13 protein-coding genes and 2 pseudogenes are annotated in these 23,666 nt (G+C 40.8%); 12 read left to right on the top strand and 3 right to left on the bottom strand.

Annotation, left to right across the window (positions count from 1 at the left end):
- The first annotated feature begins 92 nt into the window (after nt 1–92).
- From ACMAZF_RS10785 to zapE, 3 genes are all read left to right on the top strand, one after another.
- Entirely contained in the window at nt 93–995 is a 903-nt protein-coding gene (locus ACMAZF_RS10785) for a hypothetical protein (RefSeq protein ID WP_435273851.1), read from the top strand.
- Between the two features lie 12 nt (nt 996–1,007).
- The gene (locus ACMAZF_RS10780; protein WP_435273850.1) at nt 1,008–10,235 is read left to right on the top strand and encodes a calcium-binding protein; all 9,228 of its coding nucleotides are present in this window, start codon (nt 1,008–1,010) and stop codon (nt 10,233–10,235) included.
- A 499-nt stretch (nt 10,236–10,734) separates the two neighbouring features.
- Nucleotides 10,735–11,862 carry a cell division protein ZapE gene (gene zapE, locus ACMAZF_RS10775; protein WP_435273849.1) on the top strand — a complete coding sequence of 376 codons (1,128 nt, stop codon included), beginning with the start codon at nt 10,735–10,737 and terminating at the stop codon, nt 11,860–11,862.
- A gap of 35 nt (nt 11,863–11,897) precedes the next feature.
- On the opposite strand, the pseudogene nhaD reads toward zapE, so the two are convergent.
- Nucleotides 11,898–13,145 (bottom strand): annotated as a pseudogene (nhaD, locus tag ACMAZF_RS10770) (sodium:proton antiporter NhaD).
- Nucleotides 13,146–13,450: 305 nt separating this feature from the next.
- Between nhaD and ACMAZF_RS10765 the strand changes: the two are divergent.
- Nucleotides 13,451–14,503 (top strand): aldo/keto reductase, encoded by a 1,053-nt coding sequence (locus ACMAZF_RS10765; protein ID WP_435273848.1) that lies wholly within the window; start codon nt 13,451–13,453, stop codon nt 14,501–14,503.
- Here ACMAZF_RS10765 and ACMAZF_RS10760 read toward each other — a convergent pair.
- Nucleotides 14,490–15,191, bottom strand: coding sequence for an alpha/beta fold hydrolase (locus ACMAZF_RS10760; RefSeq protein ID WP_435273847.1), 702 nt, complete (start codon nt 15,189–15,191; stop codon nt 14,490–14,492). The two genes, ACMAZF_RS10765 and ACMAZF_RS10760, sit on opposite strands and share 14 nt — an antisense overlap.
- Nucleotides 15,192–15,263: 72 nt before the next feature.
- Nucleotides 15,264–15,734, bottom strand: coding sequence for a peptide-methionine (S)-S-oxide reductase MsrA (msrA, locus tag ACMAZF_RS10755; RefSeq protein ID WP_435273846.1), 471 nt, complete (start codon nt 15,732–15,734; stop codon nt 15,264–15,266).
- 181 nt (nt 15,735–15,915) lie between these two features.
- Between msrA and ACMAZF_RS10750 the strand changes: the two genes are divergently transcribed.
- The 8 genes and pseudogenes from ACMAZF_RS10750 to ACMAZF_RS10715 form a co-directional block, all read left to right on the top strand.
- Nucleotides 15,916–16,593: an MOSC domain-containing protein gene (locus ACMAZF_RS10750; RefSeq protein ID WP_435273845.1), complete on the top strand. Its 678-nt coding sequence runs from the start codon at nt 15,916–15,918 to the stop codon at nt 16,591–16,593.
- A gap of 202 nt (nt 16,594–16,795) precedes the next feature.
- Nucleotides 16,796–17,104 (top strand): thioredoxin family protein, encoded by a 309-nt coding sequence (locus tag ACMAZF_RS10745; protein ID WP_435277228.1) that lies wholly within the window; start codon nt 16,796–16,798, stop codon nt 17,102–17,104.
- 169 nt (nt 17,105–17,273) lie between these two features.
- Nucleotides 17,274–17,792 (top strand): cytochrome c biogenesis CcdA family protein, encoded by a 519-nt coding sequence (locus ACMAZF_RS10740; RefSeq protein ID WP_435273844.1) that lies wholly within the window; start codon nt 17,274–17,276, stop codon nt 17,790–17,792.
- Between the two features lie 326 nt (nt 17,793–18,118).
- The gene (astE, locus tag ACMAZF_RS10735) at nt 18,119–19,138 is read left to right on the top strand and encodes a succinylglutamate desuccinylase (RefSeq protein ID WP_435273843.1); all 1,020 of its coding nucleotides are present in this window, start codon (nt 18,119–18,121) and stop codon (nt 19,136–19,138) included.
- Between the two features lie 273 nt (nt 19,139–19,411).
- Nucleotides 19,412–20,596, top strand: coding sequence for a thiamine pyrophosphate-dependent dehydrogenase E1 component subunit alpha (locus ACMAZF_RS10730; RefSeq protein WP_435273842.1), 1,185 nt, complete (start codon nt 19,412–19,414; stop codon nt 20,594–20,596).
- Nucleotides 20,596–21,573, top strand: a complete 978-nt coding sequence (locus tag ACMAZF_RS10725; protein ID WP_435273841.1) for an alpha-ketoacid dehydrogenase subunit beta — start codon at nt 20,596–20,598, stop codon at nt 21,571–21,573. The genes ACMAZF_RS10730 and ACMAZF_RS10725 overlap by 1 nt, the downstream gene beginning before the upstream one ends.
- A 50-nt stretch (nt 21,574–21,623) precedes the next feature.
- Complete coding sequence (locus ACMAZF_RS10720; RefSeq protein WP_435273840.1) at nt 21,624–23,165, top strand: dihydrolipoyllysine-residue acetyltransferase; 1,542 nt, start codon at nt 21,624–21,626, stop codon at nt 23,163–23,165.
- 100 nt (nt 23,166–23,265) lie between these two features.
- Nucleotides 23,266–23,589: pseudogene (locus ACMAZF_RS10715) on the top strand (secondary thiamine-phosphate synthase enzyme YjbQ); the annotation flags it as partial.
- Nucleotides 23,590–23,666 lie beyond the last annotated feature (77 nt).

Raw genomic sequence — 23,666 nt, 5'->3', positions numbered from 1 at the left:
GAGTTTAAATAATAGGTATTTATTTTTGATATTGTCAGCGTAATTTTGATTGTACTTATTACTTGAATTTAACGAATAAAGAGTAGGTTGATATGAAAAAAAATAACAGTAAGACATGGATAAATTGTTGTTATACGACTTTTTTTAACGTTAATCCTAAAGGTATTAAACTTAAGACTAGATTATGGTGGTTCAGTGTGGCAATGATTAGTCTAAGTGGTTGTAGCCCACCGACCCCGCCTATTCCTCAAGAAGGTGATATTGCAACATGGCGTGCGGCAAAGCTCATTGTTAGAGCCGAGTTAGGACAACGACGAACGCATGTGGTGAAAAGTGAAAAATATGATAATCGATTACATGCCCCTGCTTATGAGAAATTTATTGGGCAATTTCCTATTGATTATGTGCCCAAGCAGTTTCCCCGCATGGCCCAACAAGAGTTTGATACTTTTGTAAACACCAAAAGGCCAACGCATGTTTATAAGCGTTATTTTATTGAGTTTTATTTAATGCTTAATGGTGCCACGTCAGAGGCGACGGATAATATGGGCTATAAGAACGAGTCAATGGATGATCCAAATCAAGTGAGGGTTATTGTCAAATCCGGCTATAAACGAGGGCTTAGGACTACAACAGGCGGGATGAGGCGTGAAGCTCTTAATAGCCGAGAGCGCTTTGAGATTGATTTTTTTCCAAGGCTAGATATCAGCACAAAAAAAACGGAATATGGAATGGATTGTTATGGTAGTAGTAGGTCTAAAACCTGTTTCGGTGAGTCTGAACATCCATTAGTATCAGGCTTTTTTTTCACTAAATCTGCATACCCGGAACGTAACATAAGGATTCAATATCAAGAGTTTATATACGGCGGGATTAAAGTTGAAGCCTTTACCGATAGGAAAAATTTTCGCCATATAAAAGAAATAGACACCGCCATTTGGCGGTTACTCGATGCGTGGAATGTCGCACCACTGCCAACTAATAACCACTTTTAAAGGACTAAAAAAATGACTATTAAAATTTCAAGCGCACAATTAGCTCAGATGATATTTGAGTTTCAATTAAATACCTCTCTGCCTAACTATAGTGGATTCTATCACTATATTGCCGAACACTTTGGAGACCAATTAGACGCGGTAAACAAGAAGCATCGTTATTGGTTTGAAGAAGCGACAGATATAAACTTTTACTTAAATGATGTTGTTGATGGTGTGCTTCAAGAGGAACCAACTCAATCAGCCTATTTTATTCAACAAATTAACAAAGAGAGTTTAAAAATTGCTTCAAGGACTAATCCAGCGGTTATAAATAGTGATGAGAACATAAAGAATATTAGCAATGCCATTGGCAGAAACCTGTATCAAGATATTATTGCTGAAAATCAAGAAATAATGGCACTTCTTGATGATAGTGAAGTCGTTCTTCAACAAAAAATTGAGGCGATAATAGCAAAGTACCCTGATGATAATATTGGTGAACTTCCGAAATTATCAGAGCAAGTCGCTCATGATATTAACGCGGCTATTGATGAAGGAAAACTGAGTTTAAGTCAATGGGGCGGAGCGTTTTACTTTTGGGATACTGTGTTGCCAGCAGGTACTAAGATGGGAGGAAGTGAGGTATTGGCTTCTCCCAAAAAAGTGGGGGACATTATTGTTGATGCTGGCAATAGGGATCAATTTGTTGAAATGACTGCTATAGCAATGGCAAAAACTTTAGAAAAATTTGGGTTGGGTGGTGATGGTTCTGGCACAGCGCTTTTAGGAGCACTTGGAACATTTTCTTATGGCTATACTGAGGACTCTGGCGCGAATATGGCAGCGATAATTCCTGCACTATTGGGAATGCCTATTATTGCACTAGCGAGTATACCGATGAATGATCAAGAAACAGGGCTAAGAGTCGCTTTGAGAACAGCGCATGAATTTGCCAAGCTACATGATATTGACATCGTTGATATGAGCAAAGTGGCTTATGATGATCTTCTAAGTTATTTTTCTGAAGTCGGAGAAAGTGCCGTTGAAGGGGTAGATACTGTTGGAGCTGCGATATTAAACTTGTTTGAAGATACGCAAATTGGAACAAGTGATGCTGATGAATTAGATGGAGGATGGTTCATTGGTGTAGGTGATGATGTTTTATTTGGCTTGGGTGGAGATGATACGTTAGATGGTGGTATTGGTAATGATAGACTTTATGGAGGAGACAATAATGACCGCCTAGAAGGTGGTAGTGGTAACGATGAATTATTCGGTGGAACGGGTAATGATACGCTCATAGGCGGCGAAGATAGGGATATTCTTTCAGGCGGAGCAGGCGCTGATACCTACAAATTTAACACGGGTGATGGCTTTGACACTCTCATTGATAGCACGCACGATGGCGACAAAATATTCATCAATGACGTCGACATTTCCACTCTCAATTTTACTGAAACACTAGAAGGTAGTGGCACCTATATAAATGGTGATATTACACTAATTGTTTTTGATGGACAGTTACAAATTAAATCCGATGTCGACGGCAAACAAAGTTGGATTCAAGTAAACCATTTTAGAAATGGGGACTTTGGATTGAATCTACAAGATTACGCTGGGCTAGAAGATGTTTCTAATACACTTGAAGTTGTCGTTAATGAAGGCAGCGAGTTAGGATTAGGCGAAGTTAAGCGCACTGGTAGTCAAAGCCCCAATGATGCAGAAGTGATTAACGGGCTTAATGGCAATGATTATTTGGTCTCTTGGGAAGGTGACGACCAAATTTATGGCGGCGATGGTGATGATGTTATCAATGGTGGCGATGGTAATGATTATTTAGTTGGCGGCGAAGGTCGTGATTACATCAGCGGGTTCTACTCTGAACTTGATGGCGGACAAGATGATGTCTTGATTGCGAATGACATTGATATTTTGACTGATGATGAACGTATGCATGGCGAAGGAAGTAGTGAACTTGGCGATGCACTTAGTGGGGATAACGGTGACGATACTTTAGTTGGGAGTAAGGCTTCTGATGTATTACTTGGCGGTGCCGGTAAAGATATTATTTATGGTGCGGCTGGCAATGATTATATCAGAGGTGATGGATTTGGAAACTTTTTCCATGTAATTACTGATGAAGAAACTAATGAAAAAGAATATTCGACACATTGGACTGTGACTGAAGATGCTAAGTTTGGACTTATTTTCTCACCATTAAATCTTGATATTAGCCCTTTGGGTGGAGATGCGGATCTAATCTTTGCTGGTGGTGGTAATGATATTGTTTGGGGAAATTATGGTGATGATCTTCTTTATGGTGAAGAAGGCGATGACGAACTTTTTGGTGCTGAAGGAAACGATATACTTTATGGTGGAGTCGGTAATGATGTCTTATATGGAGACTTCTCGTGGGAGTTTGGTGTTGATTCATCCTTGATTAGTGGTGAAGATACTCTACACGGAGGAGTGGGAGACGATATATTATTAGGTGGGGCAGGAAACGATAACTTATATGGTGGCGCCGGGGATGATCTCCTAGTTGGCGACGAAGATGATGATACCCTCAGTGGCGGTGACGGAGATGATGAGCTTAATGGCGGTATAGGAAATGACACTATTGGCGGAGGAATTGGTGACGATCTTATATTTGGTGGCGAAGATGATGATGTCCTTAGTGGCGGTGACGGAGATGATAAGCTTAATGGTGGTATAGGGAATGACATTCTGGACGGAGGCGTTGGTGGTGATGTTTTACATGGAGAAGCCGGAGAGGACCTTTTATATGGTGATCATGGCAATGACTTTTTATATGGCGGTGATAATGACGACATTCTAGACGGCGGCGTTGGTAACGATCAGCTAACAGGTGATGCTGGTGATGATAAACTTCATGGCGGCTCTGGAGATGATAACCTGTTTGGTGGAATAGGCGAAGATATTCTCTATGGTAATGAAAATAATGATCAGCTAGTAGGTGGTTCTGGTAATGATGAGCTCCATGGCGGCGCTGGTGATGACAAAATTTTTGGGGAAGATGGTGATGACATTCTTTATGGTGATAGAGGGGATGATGAGCTTAATGGCGGTATAGGAAATGACACTATTGGCGGAGGAATTGGTGACGATCTAATATTTGGTGGCGAAGGTGATGATGTCCTTAGTGGCGGTGATGGAGATGATCAACTAAGTGGTAATGATGGTGATGATACTCTACATGGAGAAAGTGGCATTGATATTATTACCGGAGGAGTCGGCGAGGACAAGCTTTTTGGTGGATCAGGAAATGATGAACTTTTTGGTGATGATGGCAATGATACTCTTGATGGTGGTTTTGGTAACGATGAATTACAGGGGCATGCTGGCGATGATATTTTATACGGAAAAGACGGCGCTGATAAAATAGTCGGAGGTTCAGGAAGTGATAATCTCTATGGCGGTTCAGGAAATGATGGACTTTATGGCGGTATAGGAAATGATTTGTTATTGGGGGAGAGCGGAGACGATATTCTCAACGGTAACGCAGGTAATGATTCTTTAACTGGTGGTGAAGGAAATGACACTCTCCTTGGTGATATTGGAAGTGACGAGTTATCGGGCGGTGTTGGAGACGATTGGCTAAATGGGGGAGCCAATGATGATACGTTACATGGCGGTGCTGGAGATGATGAGCTCATCGGCGAAGCCGGTAGTGATGAACTTAATGGAGATACTGGTAATGACAAGCTCTTTGGTAAAGAGGGTGATGACATTTTATATGGCGGTGAAGGTAATGACCAACTATCAGGTGGAGTAGGTAATGATGAGCTTTACGGTAGTGCAGGTAACGATAGACTATATGGCGGTGAAGGCAATGATATTCTCTATGGCGGTTTAGGTCATAATATTCTTTCTGGAGAAGATGGAAACGATGTTATTTATGTTGGTTCTGGCGGAGGTTTAGTTAGCGGTGGCAAGGGAAATGACATTATTAATATTGGCTCTAGAGCAACTGATATTATATATAACTACGGTGATGGCATAGATACGATTAATGGCGTTACAGACGGATATCTCGTTTTCGATTTTGAGTATAACCAATATTCTTTTGGCATTGCACTAGGCTCTTTAGCCATTATGGTTGATGGTGTTGCTGTTGTTCATTTTGAAGACTTTAAACACGATGACCTTGATCAAGCCCCTGTTTTCTCTGGGGTGAAATTTTCTGACGGTGTGACATTTTCATATGATGATATTCTAGCATTAGGCTTTGATCTAGCGGGAACATCTGAAAGCGATACCTTAAATGGGACGAGTGGAGATGACCGCTTTGAAACTTTCGACGGTAACGATGTTATTTATGCCAAGGCAGGCAATGATACTTTAGATGGGGGGAGTGGTGCTGATCAAATGTACGGCATGGCAGGCGATGATATTTACATTGTCGATGATGCTGGTGATGAGGTTATTGAATTAGCCGATGAAGGTTACGATATTGTTGAATCGGAAGTTGACTATGTTCTAGGGGATAATGTTGAAGCTTTAACGCTTAAAGGCGAGGCTTTAAAAGGTACTGGCAATGTTCAAGACAATGTCATCGAAGGTAATACAGCCAATAATTCAATTTTCGGTGGCGATGGCGATGATACTCTCAGAGGTAATGACGGTAATGACATCATTCACGGCGGTAACGGATCGGATAAGTTATATGGTGGTGAACAAAATGACGAGTTGCATGGCGGTGCAGATAACGACACTTTGTCAGATTACCGCGGGCAAAATATACTTCATGGGAATGACGGTGACGATAACGTTTATGGTAAAGGACAATTATTTGGTGATGACGGAAATGATCGACTAAGTGGAAGTGGCACTCTTAATGGCGGTAATGGCGATGATGTATTGACAGGGACCGGTATTCTTAACGGTGGTAGTGGCAATGATACATTAGAAGGTGCAGGGACGCTTAATGGTGACGCTGGCGATGATATTGTCAAGGGAAGAAATAATGATGATGTGTTAATGGGTGGCATTGGTAATGACACGCTAACGGGGCTTGATGGGGATGATATATTCATTGGTGGAGCTGGTAACGATATATTAGTTGGTGGTTTGATTAATGGTAACAATACCTATGAGTTTTCACTAGGCGATGGCACTGATACGATTAAAAGTTATAAGGATGTAGATAATGATATTTATACCAACAAAATTAGGTTCATATCAGGAGTTTCGCCCACTGACGTAAAGGTTTCAAGGGCGAGTAATGGGGATTTGTATCTTAATTACGGTTTAAATGATCGTATCGTTGTTGGATTGTTTTTCGTAGAAAATGCATGGGGACAGCAAGGTGATATTGACCAAATTACTTTTGAAGATGGTACGCAATGGAATTATAAAGATATATTGGCAAAAGCATTGATTGGTGATGATTTAGATAACCGCATTGATGGCTATGACTCAAACGACACTATCATAGGTGGTGATGGAAATGATGTTCTATTTGGTAATAGAGGCTATGACATCATTCACGGTAATGATGGAAATGATAAGTTATATGGTGATGGTGAATTGTTCGGAAACGCAGGCCAAGATACTCTAAAAGGAATAGGAATTCTAAATGGCGGTGCTGGCGATGATATTTTAACTGGAAGCTCTTATATTTACGACCGAACAAGTGAAGACGAGTTATTATCTGGCAAAGGCAGAGTTAATATTTTGATTGGGGGAGCTGGTAACGACATACTCAATGGCCGATTTGGCCATGACACTTATCAATTTTCTGTTGGTGATGGCATAGACACTATCAATAACAATAATACCCCAGACGGTGGTGATTATAACGCTATATTTGTTGATACGATCAATTTTACATCTGGTATTTTACCTGATGACATTACAATAATAAGAGCAGATGATGATTTGCACATAAATTATGGTAGCAATGATCGAATCGTTGTAACCGGTTTCTTTATTGATGGAGGAAATACTTCTGCTGCTATTGACCAAATCAACTTTGACGACGGCACACAATGGAGTAAAGAGGAGCTACTTGCTAGATTATTAATTGGCGACAATCTTGACAATGAAATTGCAGGCTATACCACTGACGATACTCTTGAAGGAAATGTAGGTAACGATGTATTAGTCGACTATCAAGGAAGTAATGTACTTCATGGCGGTGAAGGCGATGATCAAGTGAGTGGTATTGGTCAGTTATTCGGAGATGATGGTAATGATACTTTGTCTGGAAAAGGCAGTCTTGATGGAGGTAATGGTAATGATACGCTTATTTCCGAAGGAGATAGTGTTCTAATTGGTGGCAAAGGCAATGATAAGCTAGTTGGTAGTTTTAAACAGGAAACTTATTTATTTAATATAGGTGATGGCTCTGATCTAATCATAGAAACAAAACCAGACCAAGCATACAGCAATGTAACTCCCTCCAAAGATATTTTGCAATTTGGCAGCTCCATTTCATTAAATGATTTAAGTTTTGAGCGACATGGTAATAATTTAGTTATTGCCCATGCAAATGGTACAGACAAGATCACAGTACAAAACTGGTACCAAGAACCGACTGACCATTTCAAAATAAATAGTTTTGAATTCGATGATGGTACTTCGTTAAGTAATGCTGATATACAAGCGTTAGTTGTTACTCATGGTACCGATGAGGCCGAAAACCTGTTGGGATATCGTAACGAAAATGATCAAATTCATGGCGGTGCTGGTAATGACAAAATATGGGGACGTGCTGGTAATGATGAAATTCATGGAGATGATGGAAATGATTACTTAGATGGTGAGGTAGGTAACGATATATTGTTTGGTGAAGCTGGTGATGACCAATTAATTGGGCGAAGTGGAAATGACAGTCTTGATGGTGGCGCAGGAAATGACTATCTAGATGGCGGAACAGGAGACGATGTTCTTATAACCGGAGATGGTGATGATAGGGTCGTTATTAAAGATAATGGTGGCCATGACGTTGTGCATGCTGGCGGAAATGGAACTAGCGGTATTCTTTTTTCTGATACGCTGTCAATTGACAGATTAAATTTTACTAAAGATGGAGATGACCTGTTAATTTCAGTCGATGATGGCAGCAGTCAATCGATCCGAGTAATTAATCATTTCCTAGGCGGTGATTCCTCTATAGCATGGATTCAACCTGCTGGAAGTTACTTGCTTCAAACGGCACAAATTAATCAATTAGCGGAAGGTGGAGAAGAACAAAATAACGACTTTGACTCCGTAAAAGTTGGTACTGAGAATAGTGAACAAGTAGTTGGCACAAGCGGAAAAGACCTAATTCAAGGGCTTGATGGCGCAGATCAGCTATTCGGCCTCTCAGGAAATGATCGTATTGAAGGTGGAAGTGGTAACGATCAGTTATATGGGGGGAATGGCTCTCGTTCAGGCTCAGGTGACGATGTCATTATTGGTGGTGAGGGTAATGATATCCTGGTAGGCGAAGATGGCAATGATTATCTTGATGGTGGCAGTGGAGATGACCATTATTACTATTACGCTGGAACTGGAAAGGACATTATTTCCGATGAAGATTCTGGACAAGATATTTTATTTTTTAATGATGTCGCGTTAGATAGGTTGAGTTATCACCAAGATGGAAATGACTTGATTGTACGAGTTGATGGCGATAGTGGACAACAAGTCAGAGTTGAGAATCACTTTACGGGTGGTGACAGTGAGATAATGATTCAAGCCAGTACAGGATATACACAAAATGCTTCCGCAATAGCTGCACAATTAACACCATTGCCAACGGAAACTGGTGGAGGTGAAGCTGGTGGAGGCGAAACTGGTGGAGGTGAAACTGGTGGAGGTGAACAATCCACTCTTATATCAATGTTGGCGGAAGATAACTCACTTAATGGAAGTGAGGGTAGCGATATCATAATTGCTGGCGCTGGCGATGATGATATATCTGGCGCAGGAGGTAACGATTGTCTTATGGGAGGCTCAGGAGATGATACGTATCTAATTGGTGAAAATAGTGGTAATGATGTCATTGTTGATGTTGAAGGAAGGAATAAAATTAGATTTGTTGACGGCATCACTTTCTCAGACGTTAGTAGTGGTTTGGTCAAATCAGGCAATGATTTAATTTTAAAAATCGCTGGAAACGAGAATAGTGTCGCTATTATTAACTTTTTCTCATTAGCCAATACTGTTGAAACCTTTGAGTTTGAAACTGGTGGCCAATTAACAGCCTCGCAAATATTGGGCGCTTTTGGACTTGCTGCTCCTACAAATACTGAAGTATCAAAAACACTTGTATTTGGAGATGGAGCAGAGAATGCTCTTGAGGGATCGATAAACGGCGATATTATGATTGCTGGGCGAGGTGATGATACTTTGTCTGGCTTATCGGGAAATGATCAACTAATTGGTGGCTCTGGTGATGATGTTTATGTGATCGGTTCGAATAGTGGTTCAGATACTATTATTGATACAGCTGGAACTAATATTATTCGTTTTATTGATAACATTTCTTTCAACGATGTGGCTAGTGGGCTTCAAAAATCAGGTAATGACTTAATATTAAGCATTGGTTCTGCTGGTGATCAGGTGCGGATAGAGAACTTCTTTTCATTGGCTGGAACAATTGAAACATTAGAGTTTGCAAGCGGTGGCCAGATAAGTGCTGCTCAATTATTTGGAGCCTTTGGCGTTACTAAACCGACAGCAACAGATGAAACGAATGACATCTTGAGCGAAGTAATAACAGGGACCTCTGAAAATGATGTTTTAACTGGTAATGCTAGCAACAATCAACTTATAGGTGCAGAAGGAGATGACGTGCTTATAGGTGGAAGTGGAAATGATGTATTACGTGGCGGTGCTGGTAATGATCAATTGAATGGCGGAAGTGGTAATGATCACTATAAATTTGAGTTAGGAGGTGGCAATGACACTATTCTACAAAATAGCGCGCCAAGTGAAACTGATGTTCTGGAATTTGGTGATGAAATCTCGATAGAAGAGCTTTGGTTCAGCCGTGATAAAAATAACCTACAAATTAATATCATAGATTCTAATGACAGTGTCACTATTAGTGATTGGTTTAGTAGTGTGAATAATCAAGTAGACGAAATTGAAGTTGGTAATTCTGTATTGTTGAATGAAAGAGTTGAACAGCTTGTAGCAGCGATGGCATCTTACAATGTACCTTCCGGTGTTGGTAACGTGATAACCCAAGATACTAAAGATGCTTTACAGCCAATTTTATTAGAATCTTGGCAGTCTAAATAATTATTGAACTTACGTAATTGTAAACCGTCACCATCAGATAGAGTGAACTCTTTACCCGTCGCATCTGTTGTTTTTATCTGTTTATCGGTTAAGCGAATAACTTGTCTAGCCATGATGTTTCTCGTCGTCAGGTTAGCTGATTTACGGGAGTATAACTCATGGGGTACTAAATGGGGTATTAAAAGTTGGAGCTAGTGTTGGATGTTAATGGACTTTAATAGAATCTAAGTGCTTTATATACAATGGTTTTGTGGTAAATGTGGATGTGTAAAGACATTAGAGGACGCTATTTTGTTAGACCGGGGAACCACTGGATAGACATGGATTGACTCTTACTGGAAAAAACGCAATTGTAGCGTGAAGCTTGCCGTTTGATAAGACATTGATTTATTAAACTGTGATATTTGAGTAATTATAATTCTTGAACAGGTCAGCATTCTCATTTGTGTCAGTGAAAAAGTCGCTGTAAACTTGCCATTTTCTTAAGGTATTGTCATTTGTGTTAGCTGCATATAAAAGCGCGTTAGTCGAACAAAGGTTGACGGAAGATTCACTCCAGTTAGGTGCTGTTAATGCCTTAGCACAGCGCCAATATGCGCTAAAAAATGATGTTCATTCCTTAGGCCTTTATCTCTATGGGCGCGTAGGACGGGGTAAAACCATGGTCATGGATATGTTTTATGACATCCTTAAAACAGAGCGAAAGTCTCGCGTTCATTTTCATCATTTTATGCATGGATTGCACAAAAGATTGAATGAACTTCAAGGGCAGGTTGATCCTTTAACAATGGTCGCAAAAGAATTAGCCTCGCAAGTTGATGTCATTTGTTTTGATGAATTCTTTGTCTCTGATATTGCTGACGCGATGTTATTAGGTGGTGTTTTTAATGTACTTCATCAACATGGCATCATGATTATAGCGACCTCCAATACACCCCCTGACAATCTATATGAGGGTGGACTAGCACGTGATCGCTTTCTTCCGTCGATTAAGCTCCTTAAGCAGCATTTAGAGGTTTTCTCCTTAGATGGTGAGGTTGATTATAGAACTACGCATACCTTTTACTCGCCTGTGTATTACGTTAATCAGCAGCAAGATTTTTCACAAAAAGTTGAATCGCTAAATTTAATCCATGCCCCGCAAGTTATCAATGTCTGTAATCGCGAGATTGTTAGTATGGGACAACACGAAGACACGATATGGTTTGATTTTTTAGCCTTGTGTGATGGACCTCGTAGTCAAAATGACTATATCTATCTTGCAGACACTTATAAAACCATCGTTATCAGTAATTTGGTTCAATTAGGAGGAATAATTAGTACTGAACATATGACAAAGGGCACTGAAGACGGCGATACTAATTACAAACTTCTGCCTGCATCACCACAACAAATTGGCTTACTTGATGATTGCGCTCGTCGCTTTATCGCGCTGGTGGATGAATTGTATGACCGTCAAAAACTGCTTATTATCGATGCAAATTGTTCGATTGAATCCCTATACCAAGGCGGCCGCGTCACGAACGCATTTAAACGAACGGTGAGTCGATTAACTCAAATGCAAAGCATTGACTATCAGAATAAAGCCCATAGAACAGTGAATGATAATCGACATACGCTTTTCTAATCGATCCACACTCACTGACACTATGCTTAATTAACCTAGATGAAACTACCAGCCAAATACGCGCCATAATAGCCAATAGTATAAGCAACTAGTAGATATAGGCTCATTCTTAGATAGCTAGTAAACGTTAATTCTTTTACTTTACTCATCGCAATAATGCCCGCCGCAGAGCCTATGATAAGCATTGAACCGCCAACACCTGTAGCATAGGTGAATGCTAACCATTGCCGTGCATTCATAGCAATATCAGCCTTGAGTAGCGCAGCAGTTAGCGGCACATTATCAATTAACGCAGACATTATCCCCATTAGATAATTGGCGTAGGTTGGCGCTACGTGTTGATAAAGCGTGGTAAATTGTGCCAGCACGCCTATCTCTTTTAGCGCGCCAACGAGCAATAATACACCAACAAAGAAAAGTAAGGTGTCGTATTCAATTTCACGAATGTAATCGATAATTTTACGATTCACGTCTTTTTTACGCATTAAAAACTGCGCTACCAAGAACATTAAAGACAAACCGAATAAAAAACTAAGTACTGGTGGTACGCGATAGAGAGCGCTTAAGAGTAGGGTACCCAAAATAGTACTTAGAAAAATGGTGGCAATGGCAATATCCGTCTTTTCTATAGGCTTTGCGTCAACCTTTTCAAACGTCAAGGTGCCATTCATGCCAATAGATAACATGCCAGCGAGGAACAGCACACTGATTGCTGCGGGTATGATAAGCAATAATAAATGGCTGATGGTAACCTTGTCTGCCAAGAAGATCATTAAGGTAGCTACATCACCAGTAATAAGGGATACACCGCCGGAGTTAACCGCGAAAACAATTAATGTCGCGTATTTTATGCGTTTCTTGGCATCAAGTTTCAGCGACATAATCACCGCTAAAGAAATCAACGTTGCCGTGATGTTGTCGGAAATTGATGAAAATATAAAAGCGAAAATACCAATGAGAAACATCAGTTTTCGTTCACTGATCTGGGCTGGCATGATCCGATGTACTAGGTTTTGAATAAACCCCTTGGAGTTTAAATAGGCAACAAAGGTCATTGCTGCCATCAAGAACAACCACAAGGTCGCGATTTCTAAAATATTATGATCAAGCTTATGTTTAAGCGCTTCACTACTTAAACCATCTAGCGGCGCCACGAAAATAATTATCTAACTTAATGTGCCGAAGAACATCGTCGTTTTTGCCTTGTTAACATGGATAACGTCTTCAATGACAATGAGTATAAATGCAAGCGCGACAAGCGTTAATATGACACCTGAAATCATGGTGTGATAACCTTATAAATTAGTGAGGATGGAGAGCGTGAAATCGCGCGCAGTATAGCGCTAAGCGTTGTTAGCTATAATGGCGCAGCAATAAATTAATCTGATACTTATCATTGGTTTAATGTATTTCTATTGTCTTGGTTATTTGTTGCACAGAGGCCGCTCTGCCGATACTATTTTCAATAGGACGTTAGTCGATTGACTATGGTCTAACGCTTTCTTTTTCTTGTCTTCTTCACCGGTAGTGGTTGACATAATTTGTTGAACCATTACGCTGATGAAAAATGTTTAATGATAGGGAAGATATGAAATATTCTCCGTTGGGTGATAGCGGTTTGTCTGTGTCGCGAGTGTGTTTAGGAAGTATGACTTGGGGGGTGCAAAATAATCAGGCTGATGCAGATGCACAGATTGAATATGCACTAGCGCGCGGCGTCAATTTTATTGATACAGCAGAAATGTATGCGATCCCGCCGCGTGAAGAAACCTATGGCAAAACAGAGTCAATTATTGGTGATTGGTTGAGTCGTCATCAAAATCAACGCGAAGATATTGTATTAGCGACCAAAATCGCAGGACCAGGCTTCAGTTATATTCGTGACGGTGCTCCGATCACTGGTGATAATGTGATTAAAGCGGTAGATAGCTCACTGCAACGATTACAAACAGATTACATCGACTTATATCAGTTGCATTGGCCTAATCGAGCAATAGCGCATTTTGGCAATCAATGGCCTAACGGTATGCCGTTTTTAGGGCAAGACAGTGAACCTCATATCGCCCAGAAGCTAGATATTCTGGAAGGACTGGCAAAGTGCGTTACAAGTGGCAAGATTCGTCATTGTGGATTATCTGATGATTCGCCATGGGGTATAAGTCAGTATTTGCGTTTAAGCGAACAACACAATTTACCCAAGATGGTATCGATTCAAAATGAGTTTAGTTTGCTACATGCTAAAGACTGGCCTTATTTAATTGAACAATGTGTCAATGAGAATATTGCCTATTTGCCTTGGTCACCACTAGCGACTGGCGCTTTGTCGGGGAAATATCTTGGTGGGGCGAGACCAGAGGGGAGCCGCTGGACATTAATGCAACGTAATGGATTATTTAGAGATACAACTAATACTGACAAAGCGGTTGCAGCCTATGTCGATGTAGCCACAAGTCATGAAATTTCCCCGGTGAAGTTAGCACTTGGCTGGTGCGATCAGGTGCAAGGCGTTACCTCAAGTATTATTGGCGCGACGACCATGGAGCAACTTACTCAAGATATTGATGCCTTTAGTGAACCATTATCGCAAGCCGTACTAGACGATATTCATCAGGTATTTAAGCAATATCCTAGTCCGTTTTAAAATACCCTTCAATAATATGAGCCAGTGCTTGAGGAGATTCAAGCGGGCTCATATGACCGCAGTTTTCAAGTTGTTCAATGGACAAGTAATCACTAGACAATGCCTGTTGAAGCTCGTTTGTATTGACTAAATTATCATGTTCACCAATCACAAACTTAATGGGAAAGGATTGCTGATTCAAAGAGCCAAGTAAGTCTTCTCGCTGTGTCGTGCTCGATAATTGATTGACCAACATGGATTCGCCGCCACGCTTATCCATTGCCATTATCGTATCAATGATTTCACGCTCTTGATGATTCACAGGTGACAACATTTGGCAAATTCGTGCTTTGGGCATGCCGTTATATCCATGTTGTTTTATGTAATCTAGGGTTTGGCGGCGGGTTGTTACTTCATGTAGCGGTAACGCTTTTGGATCATTGGCAATCACAAGCAGTTGATTAATCTGTTGAGGGTAGATCGTTGCGAAAAGAGAGGCAACGTAACCTCCTAATGAAAAGCCAATTAAATTTAATTGGCCGTTGGGAAGCTCTTGACGCAACATGCTAACAATACTCGGTAAGTCTTCACCGCGCGGAATGACCAACGAAATGGGCGAGAAATTTTGTGGCAACAGCTCAAATACCTTTTGCCACAACGCGTTATCACATTGAGTACCGGGTAAAAAATACAGCGGTATTTGAGTCATTACTGTGTCCTTTGGAAACAACCGTTTTTGAACCTAGATTCAGCAGCTGAAACGTGCTTTAAAAACCGTTAATTAGATTGAGCAACTACCACCATTTTTCGCATAGTATTTTTGATGGTACTCTTCGGCTTTATAAAAGGTACTTGCTGGTGTTACTTCAGTCACGATCTTTTTATCACCAAAACGTTTTTCGGTAGTCAATTGTTCAATAACGTTGTTTACTTGCGCTTGTTGTTCGTCATTGTGATAAAAAACAGCACTGCGATATTGAGAGCCCACATCTAAACCTTGTCGGTTAAGTTGTGTTGGATTATGGTTTTCAAAGAAAATTGCCAATAATTGCTGATAACTAATGACTGATTCATCAAAAGTGACTTCGACAACTTCGGCATGACCCGTTGCGCCGCTACATACGTCTTGATAGGTCGGGGCATCTTGTTCGCCTCCTTCATAGCCTGAAAAAGCTTCAATAACACCGTCTTGTTGACGAAATAATGCTTCTACGCCCCAGAAGCAGCCACCACCGAAAGTTGCAGTTTGCATAATTAATCTCTCTTAAAATTCGTTTGAGTGTCTAGATGGCTAGAAGTCTATAATTAAATTCCAATGGGGTAAAGTAAAAACTTGCCATCCCAGATAAAAGACACAGTAATTGAGACGAATCTTTCATTCTAAATAGCCATTGGTATAATGCCGTTCACTTGGGGGGACTTTGGATTTTAAAATGACGGTATTAACGATTTATAGCGGTAAAGTAACTCAAGCATATGGCATTGAAACGGCTATCGACAAGCAACTGGTCATAGGCGATATACAAATTGACGACTATGGCATTGTTACTGATGAGTGCGCTGATCCCAAGCATCATGGCGGCACAGAACGAGCGCTGCATCATTATCCACAAGAGCATTACGCAACTTGGCAGACGTATTATCAGGCCTTAGCCATTGACCGAGATTGGTTACCGTCATCGATGGGGGAGAATATCTCAACGCTAGGATTTGACGAACATAATGTATGTATTGGCGATCAATTCCAATGGGGAGAGGTTATTGTTGAGGTGAGTCAGCCTCGCTCACCATGCTTTAAACTTAATAAGCGCTGGCAAATTGATAAGTTCTCTCTTCAAATGCAACAGACTAATCGTTGCGGATGGCTTTATCGTGTTATTAAAGCTGGCATAGTGAAAGAGGGCGCTTCATTTAGGCGTATTAAGCGTGTTGATAATGCGCTAACCATAGCGCAGGTATGTGATATTTATTTTGGCGATCCGTTAAATATTGATGGCCTAAAGCAATTGCTTGCCTTGCCATTATCAACCTCATGGCAATCTACTATCAAAAAACGTCTTGAAACCGGTCACGTTGAGAATTGGAATTTTCGATTATTTGGTCATCCTTAACTATCGAGTTGATGATTTAATAAGCGAATGAGAATCTTTTGCGATAATTAACGATATTTTGTGACAGTTTTTTTAACTGGGATAGGTCTGTAAGGTTGAAATCTATATCTCAGGAAATTTTCATGAAAAATTATTACTTATCTGTTCGTTATTCTTATCGACTTCGACTTCGACTTCGACTTCGGCATTTGCTGTTGGTGTGATGCAGTTTACCGAAGACGGCTTTAAACAACTACAACAACAAAATGCCGATATTCTAATTGACGTTTACGCCACATGGTGTCCAACTTGTCGTAAGCAGGGTAAAGTTATCAAGGCGTTTTTTAAAGCGCACCCAGAAAGCGACTTAACGGTATTAAAGGTTGATTACGACAAACAAAAAGAATGGGTTAAACATTTTAAAGCCTTTCGTCAAAGTACATTAATTCGTTACAAAGGCGATAAAGAAATTGGTCGTAAGATTGCTGAAACAGATCAACGTAAACTATTTAACTTATACCAATTTGATTGAGTTTGTGATCTTGTTTTGCGAAGGAAAAACAAATGAAGGCAAGGCGCTTGATTGAGCAATAGCTGGCTATTGGGATTGAAAGCAACGCAACATTCATTTTATTTTAACCAGCAAAAGTGGGCAATAACTTTGTCAACTTGGTATTATTTACCATGAAAGCTAAATAATAATGGAAATTTCAGCATTCTTTTTTAGCTTTGTTGCTGGTGTACTCAGTACACTATCGCCTTGTGTATTGCCTATCTTGCCAATCATCATCTCAAGCGCATTGCAGCAGAGTAAAAATGGTTTATTGGCGCTAATTCTTGGTATTTCATTATCCTTTGCAGTCACAGGTAGCCTTATTAGTTTTGCGGCTATTGCATGGGACTTTGATATTAGTGTCATCAAAACCATAAGTGCAGTAATCTTGCTGACGTTTGGTTTGATTATTCTTATCGATCCGCTTAATCAAAAGTTTACACAATTAGCGTCACGGTTAATGAGCCGTGGTAATAATAAAGTGGCAACCTATGAAGCGACAGGTGTCAGTGGTCAGTTCATTCTTGGTGCGCTGCTCGGTTTTGTTTGGACACCTTGTGTCGGACCAACACTTGGCGCTGCAATTTCGTTAGCGATCCAAGGTGATAGTTTGCCTATTGTTTTCGCAATTATGCTGATTTTCGGTTTGGGTGCTGGTGTGCATTAGTATTAGGTAGTGTGTCTGGTAAATTAATTAACCGTGATAAGTTGAATAAACACGTTAATTTAACGAAGAGGTTACTAGGAGTGTTTTTAGTATTAATAGCGATGACTATTTTACTTGGTTACGATCGCTACTTAGAAACCTTGTTAGTTGATTTAATGCCAGATTGGCTGACCAATCTCACTACATCTATTTAAGACTTGTTATTGTGACACTTAAAAAGCAGCCGTTAGGCTGCTTTTTTATTGGATAATCAAGACTGTACAGTATGTTTCTTGTCTGCTTCTCGCTATAATAACGCGGTTATCTTTCATTTTTCTGGAGTTTTCGTGTCACATCCTTACCAACAGCAAGATTTTATGAGCTTTACACGCGCCAATGAGTGGAGCAGTGAGCAAACCCAAGACTTCACGTTAGAAAACGGGTGTCATGTTGAGGTATGGGATACCGGCGTTATTGTTTTTGAGCCGCCGCAAGAAGGCAGCAAGGATATTATTTTATCTTGTGGTGTACACGGTAATGAAACTGGCCCGATAGAAATTTGTAGTGATTTTGTTCAAGACTTACTCGATCAAAAAATGTTGCCAGCCCATCGCATCATGTTTTTATTTGGTAATCCAGCCTCAATGAATATTGGCGAACGTTTTGTAGAAGAAAATATGAATCGTTTGTTTAGCGGTGCACACTCAAAGTCGCCAGGACTTTGTAATCGTGAGCGCATCCGCGCCAAAAAACTAGAGCAATATGTTGATAAGTTTTATCAACTAAACAGTGACAAAGAACGTATTCATTACGACCTACACACCGCAATTCGCGGCTCTAAGAATGAAAAGTTTTCGGTTTATCCATTTTTACACGGCAAAGAATACAGTAAAGAGCAACTGCAAATCATGTTAGCGTGCGGTGTTAATACGATTTTACTGTCAAATGGTCCTACAACAACATTTAGTTACTTTTCATCTAATGATTACGGCGCTCATGCCTTTACCGTTGAGCTTGGTAAAGTACGTCCGTTTGGTGAAAATGACATGACCCGATTCATTGAAGTACGTGAAACGTTAAAGGCTATGATTGTTGGTGGTGATATGCAATTACGTGATTATCAAGCGTCTGATTTTAACTTATTTAAAGTGAACCGTGCGATATATAAACACGATGATAGCTTTGAATTCTTCTTTGCCGACGATGTCGTTAACTTTACGAGCTTTCCAGTTGGATTTAAATTAGCGTCAGAAGGCGATGTTGATTATAAAATTGAAGCTGAGGGTGAAGCAATCGTATTTCCCAATGCAAAAGTCGCCAATGGTAATCGTGCTGTCTTGATGGTGGTTTCCACTGAGCTGCCATAACTATCTACCTGTTTTTTAGTCATAATCGAAGGGACTGTAATGTTTAATTTACAGTTCCTTTTTTTTTGAAGTTTAAAAACTGATTCATAATTGACCGCTCTGTATTGTCAGTCAGTTTACGTATAGGTAAAGTAAATGCCACTAAAAACTTATTCATTGGCATCAGTGTTTTCGATAAAGTAAACCACTGACATTGATATGCAAGATGCCTAAATGCAAACTAAGAAAAGCGCAGTTACCCAGTAAACTGAAAGCTACAAATAAAGGAACATCATGAATAGACCTGATAGCAAAGTGGTGAATGCCATTCACCAAGCATCGTTTATTAAAGGCGATGCTTTGGATATTCCAACGCTAAAAGTGTTAGATCCGCAAGGTGTCGTTATTGAAGGCGCACAAATGCCTGATATTGACGAAGAACTCGCGTTAAAAATATACGACACGCTAGCATTTATCCGCGTATTTGATGAGCGTATGGTTGCCTCTCAGCGTCAGGGACGCATTAGTTTTTACATGACATGTAAAGGTGAGGAAGCGGCAATCACAGGCAGTGCCGCGGCGCTATCAGATGACGACATGATTATGGCGCAATATCGCGAGCAGGCGGCATTACGTTTTCGTGGCTTCTCTACGCCAAACTTTATGAATCAGTTATTTTCTAATTCGAAAGATTTAGGTAAAGGCCGCCAAATGCCAATTCATTATGGCTCAAACGAACTTAACTACATGACTATTTCGTCGCCATTGGCGACCCAAATTCCGCAAGCCGCCGGTTATGCGTATGGTCAAAAGCTTCAAGGTAAAGATGCCGTTACCATTTGTTATTTTGGCGAAGGCGCCGCATCAGAAGGTGATTTCCATGCTGGCTTGAATATGGCTGCGGTATTAAGAACACCAACAATTTTCTTTTGTCGTAATAACGGTTATGCAATCTCGACAGGTACTGAAGAGCAATATGCTGGCGATGGCATCGCGCCTCGTGGTGTTGGGTATGGTATTGAAACGATTCGTGTTGACGGCAATGATTTACTCGCCGTATTACTGGCGACTCAAACAGCACGTGAGTATGCGTTAAAGCATAACAAGCCGGTGTTAATTGAAGCCATGAGTTATCGATTAGGCGCTCATTCAACATCAGATGATCCTAGCGGTTATCGCTCAAAAGAAGAAGAAGATTTGTGGGCTCAAATTGACGGCGTATTACGTTTTAAAACGTGGATGGTTGCGCAAGGCTGGTGGGACGAAGATAAAGAAGCAGAGATTTATGAAGCGTATCGCACCGAAGTTCTGCGTGAGCTAAAAGTGTCAGAAAAGATTGCCGCGCCAGCATTAGAAGAACTAGTGACTGATGTCTATCACGATGTGCCTAAGCACCTACAAGAACAACTTAGCGAACTTAAAACGCATATTGCTAAATATCCAGATGCTTATCCAAGTGCAAAAGGGGAGTCTCACTAATGGCCCAAATGAATTTATTACACGCGATTAACAGCGCGTTAGACCACGCAATGGAACAAAACGATCGCGTATTGTGTTTTGGTGAAGATGTTGGTCATTTTGGCGGTGTATTCCGTGCAACTAGTGGACTGCAAGAAAAGTTTGGTAAAGACCGTTGTTTTAACACGCCGCTCGTTGAGCAAGGTATTCTTGGTTTTGCTAATGGCTTAGCCGCTCAAGGTAGCGTGCCAATTGCTGAGATCCAGTTTGCTGATTATATTTTCCCTGCTTTTGATCAAATTGTGAATGAAACGGCAAAATTCCGTTACCGTAGTGGTAACGAGTTTAATGTTGGCTCGTTAGTGATTAGAACGCCGTACGGTGGCGGTATTGCCGGTGGTTTGTATCATTCACAATCTCCTGAAGCTTATTTTACTGGCACGCCGGGCATTAAAGTTGTGGTGCCACGTAATCCGTACCAAGCAAAAGGGTTGTTAACAGCATGTATTAACGACGAAGATCCAGTAATTTTCTTTGAGCCTAAACGTCTATACCGTGCTTCTATTGGCGAAGTACCAGAAGAGAGCTATGAAATTGAGTTGGGTAAAGCAGAAGTTGTTACTGAAGGCTCTGACGTAACATTGCTTGGCTGGGGCGCTCAAATGGAAATCATTGAGCAAGCATGTGAGATGGCGAAAGAACAAGGTATTTCATGTGAAATCATTGATTTACGTACGCTGTCACCATGGGATGTTGAGACCGTTGCCAAATCTGTCACTAAAACAGGACGTCTTATTATCAGCCATGAAGCACCAATTACTGGTGGTTTTGCTGGCGAGATCTCTGCCACTATCAGTGATAAATGTTTCTTACATTTAGAATCGCCGATTGGCCGCGTATGTGGTTTAGATACACCTTATCCGCTTATGCAAGAAAAAGAATACGTTGCCGACAAATACAAAATTTTTGAAGCGATTAAAGCGTCAGTCAATTTTTAATAATTAACCAATACGCCAGCTAAAGCGTAAATGTGTATTGAGGAATAATCATGGCACAAGATTTTTTATTACCAGATATTGGTGAAGGTATCATCGAGTGTGAACTTGTTGAATGGCTTGTAAACGAAGGTGACCGCGTTGAAGAAGATCAAGCGGTAGCAGATGTAATGACCGATAAAGCATTGGTACAAATTCCATCAATGCATACTGGTGTTATCACTCGTCTTTATCATAAGAAAGGTGAAATCGCGAAAGTTCACGCACCCTTGTTTGAAATTCAGCCTGACGATGAAGTCGCCCCTGCACCAGTGCAAGAAGTTGCTCAAACTGCTGCACCAGCGGTAACAACGGGGCAAATCACCAAAGAATTTCTATTACCTGACATTGGCGAAGGCATTGTTGAGTGTGAGGTGGTTGAATGGTTAGTGGCTGTTGGTGATGAAATTCAAGAAGACCAACCAATTTGTGACGTGATGACCGACAAAGCGTTAGTGCAAATTCCTGCGATGGAAAATGGCATCGTCAGTGAGCTGTTTACTAAAAAGGGCGGCGTCGCTAAAGTTCATGCGCCGCTGTTTAGTTATCGTTGTGAAGGTGAGGTTAGTGCGACTGTTGCACCGGTAGCCGACACTAAACGAGCCGCAGCGCCTGTTGTTAATACTGATAATACTGGCAACAACAAGAAAGCTATTGCGAGTCCTGCAGTGCGCCGTGTTGCACGAGAGATGAATATCGATTTAACGCAGGTTAAAGGTTCAGGTAAAAATGGTCGTGTTTATAAGAGTGACTTATTAGCGCCGTCTGTTGTTGAAGTGCCGGTTAGTTCAGTCGCAGAGACAGCAACGGTGCCAACCACTGTGATTGGTGGAGATGTTGCTGCCAATCATGTGGCCAGTGTTGAGCCGATACGTGGTATCAAGGCGGCCATGGCTCGTCAAATGGTCGATTCGGTGAGCACGATTCCTCATTTTACCTATAGTGAAGAAATTGATCTAACAGAGCTCATTGCACTGCGCGGCGGTATGAAAGACGCTTATAAAGAGCAGGGTGTAAAACTCACCATGATGCCGTTTTTCATTAAAGCGCTATCACTGGCGATTAAAGAGTACCCAGTACTTAATAGTCAATTAACCAGTGATGCTAGTGAACTGCAATTCTTTAGCCAGCACAATATAGGCATGGCGGTTGATAGTAAAGTTGGTTTATTAGTGCCAAACATCAAACATGTCCAAAACCTATCTATTGTTGATGTAGCGAACGAAGTAACACGTTTAACAGATGCAGCACGTGCTGGCCGACTGGCACAAGATGACATGAAACATGGCACCATTACCATTTCAAATATTGGTGCACTTGGTGGAACCATTGCAACCCCAATTATCAATAAGCCGGAAGTGGCGATTGTCGCGCTGGGTAAACTGCAAAAACTGCCACGTTTTGATGACGCTGGTAATGTGGTTGCTCGTCAAATTATGAACGTGAGCTGGTCAGGCGATCACCGCGTTATTGATGGCGGAACCATTGCTCGCTTCTGTAACTTGTGGAAATCATACCTTGAGAATCCAAGCTCTATGATGATGGCGATGTCATAGTAGGTGACTTATTAAAATAAGTAGTAGTTAATTAGCCTCAACACGCTTGCTGTGTTGAGGCTTTTTTGTTTTACTCGAGCCATTAATGTTTATGAGAAAAATTATGTGGATACAAAGAGAGATTACGTTGGCACCGAGAAAACGTGGTTTTCATCTCATTACTAATGAGATTGAGCGTGCTATACCAGAGCTCGCTGACTTATCGTTTGGACTAGTAAACGTATTTATCAAGCATACATCGGCGTCACTAACGTTAAATTAAAATGCTGATTTCACTGTACGTAGTGATATGGAAGCGCATTTTAATCATTTTGTGCCGGAAAATGCGCCATATTATGAACATACTTATGAAGGTAATGATGACATGCCTGCACATATAAAGTCCACTATCATCGGTGTTAATCAGTCAATCCCCGTGAGTAATACCAATTGCATTAAGTAAGTGATCTTGTTGTGCGTAGAGAAAATCAGCTAAAACAAGGCGCTCGATTGACTAATAGC

This window comes from Psychrobium sp. nBUS_13, from assembly GCF_051201665.1.
Taxonomy (GTDB): Bacteria; Pseudomonadota; Gammaproteobacteria; order Enterobacterales; family Psychrobiaceae; genus Psychrobium.
The sequence above is the reverse complement of the archived record's forward strand: the minus strand, read 5'-3'. Positions and strand labels throughout refer to the sequence as shown.

Bases quoted from the DNA above. Each gene is read 5' to 3' on its own strand.
- ACMAZF_RS10785 (WP_435273851.1), top strand. From the start codon at position 93: ATGAAAAAAAATAACAGTAAGACATGGATAAATTGTTGTTATACGACT.
- ACMAZF_RS10780 (WP_435273850.1), top strand. From the start codon at position 1,008: ATGACTATTAAAATTTCAAGCGCACAATTAGCTCAGATGATATTTGAG.
- ACMAZF_RS10765 (WP_435273848.1), top strand. From the start codon at position 13,451: ATGAAATATTCTCCGTTGGGTGATAGCGGTTTGTCTGTGTCGCGAGTG.
- ACMAZF_RS10760 (WP_435273847.1), bottom strand. From the start codon at position 15,191: ATGACTCAAATACCGCTGTATTTTTTACCCGGTACTCAATGTGATAAC.
- msrA (WP_435273846.1), bottom strand. From the start codon at position 15,734: ATGCAAACTGCAACTTTCGGTGGTGGCTGCTTCTGGGGCGTAGAAGCA.
- ACMAZF_RS10750 (WP_435273845.1), top strand. From the start codon at position 15,916: ATGACGGTATTAACGATTTATAGCGGTAAAGTAACTCAAGCATATGGC.
- ACMAZF_RS10745 (WP_435277228.1), top strand. From the start codon at position 16,796: ATGCAGTTTACCGAAGACGGCTTTAAACAACTACAACAACAAAATGCC.
- ACMAZF_RS10740 (WP_435273844.1), top strand. From the start codon at position 17,274: ATGGAAATTTCAGCATTCTTTTTTAGCTTTGTTGCTGGTGTACTCAGT.
- ACMAZF_RS10730 (WP_435273842.1), top strand. From the start codon at position 19,412: ATGAATAGACCTGATAGCAAAGTGGTGAATGCCATTCACCAAGCATCG.
- ACMAZF_RS10725 (WP_435273841.1), top strand. From the start codon at position 20,596: ATGGCCCAAATGAATTTATTACACGCGATTAACAGCGCGTTAGACCAC.
- ACMAZF_RS10720 (WP_435273840.1), top strand. From the start codon at position 21,624: ATGGCACAAGATTTTTTATTACCAGATATTGGTGAAGGTATCATCGAG.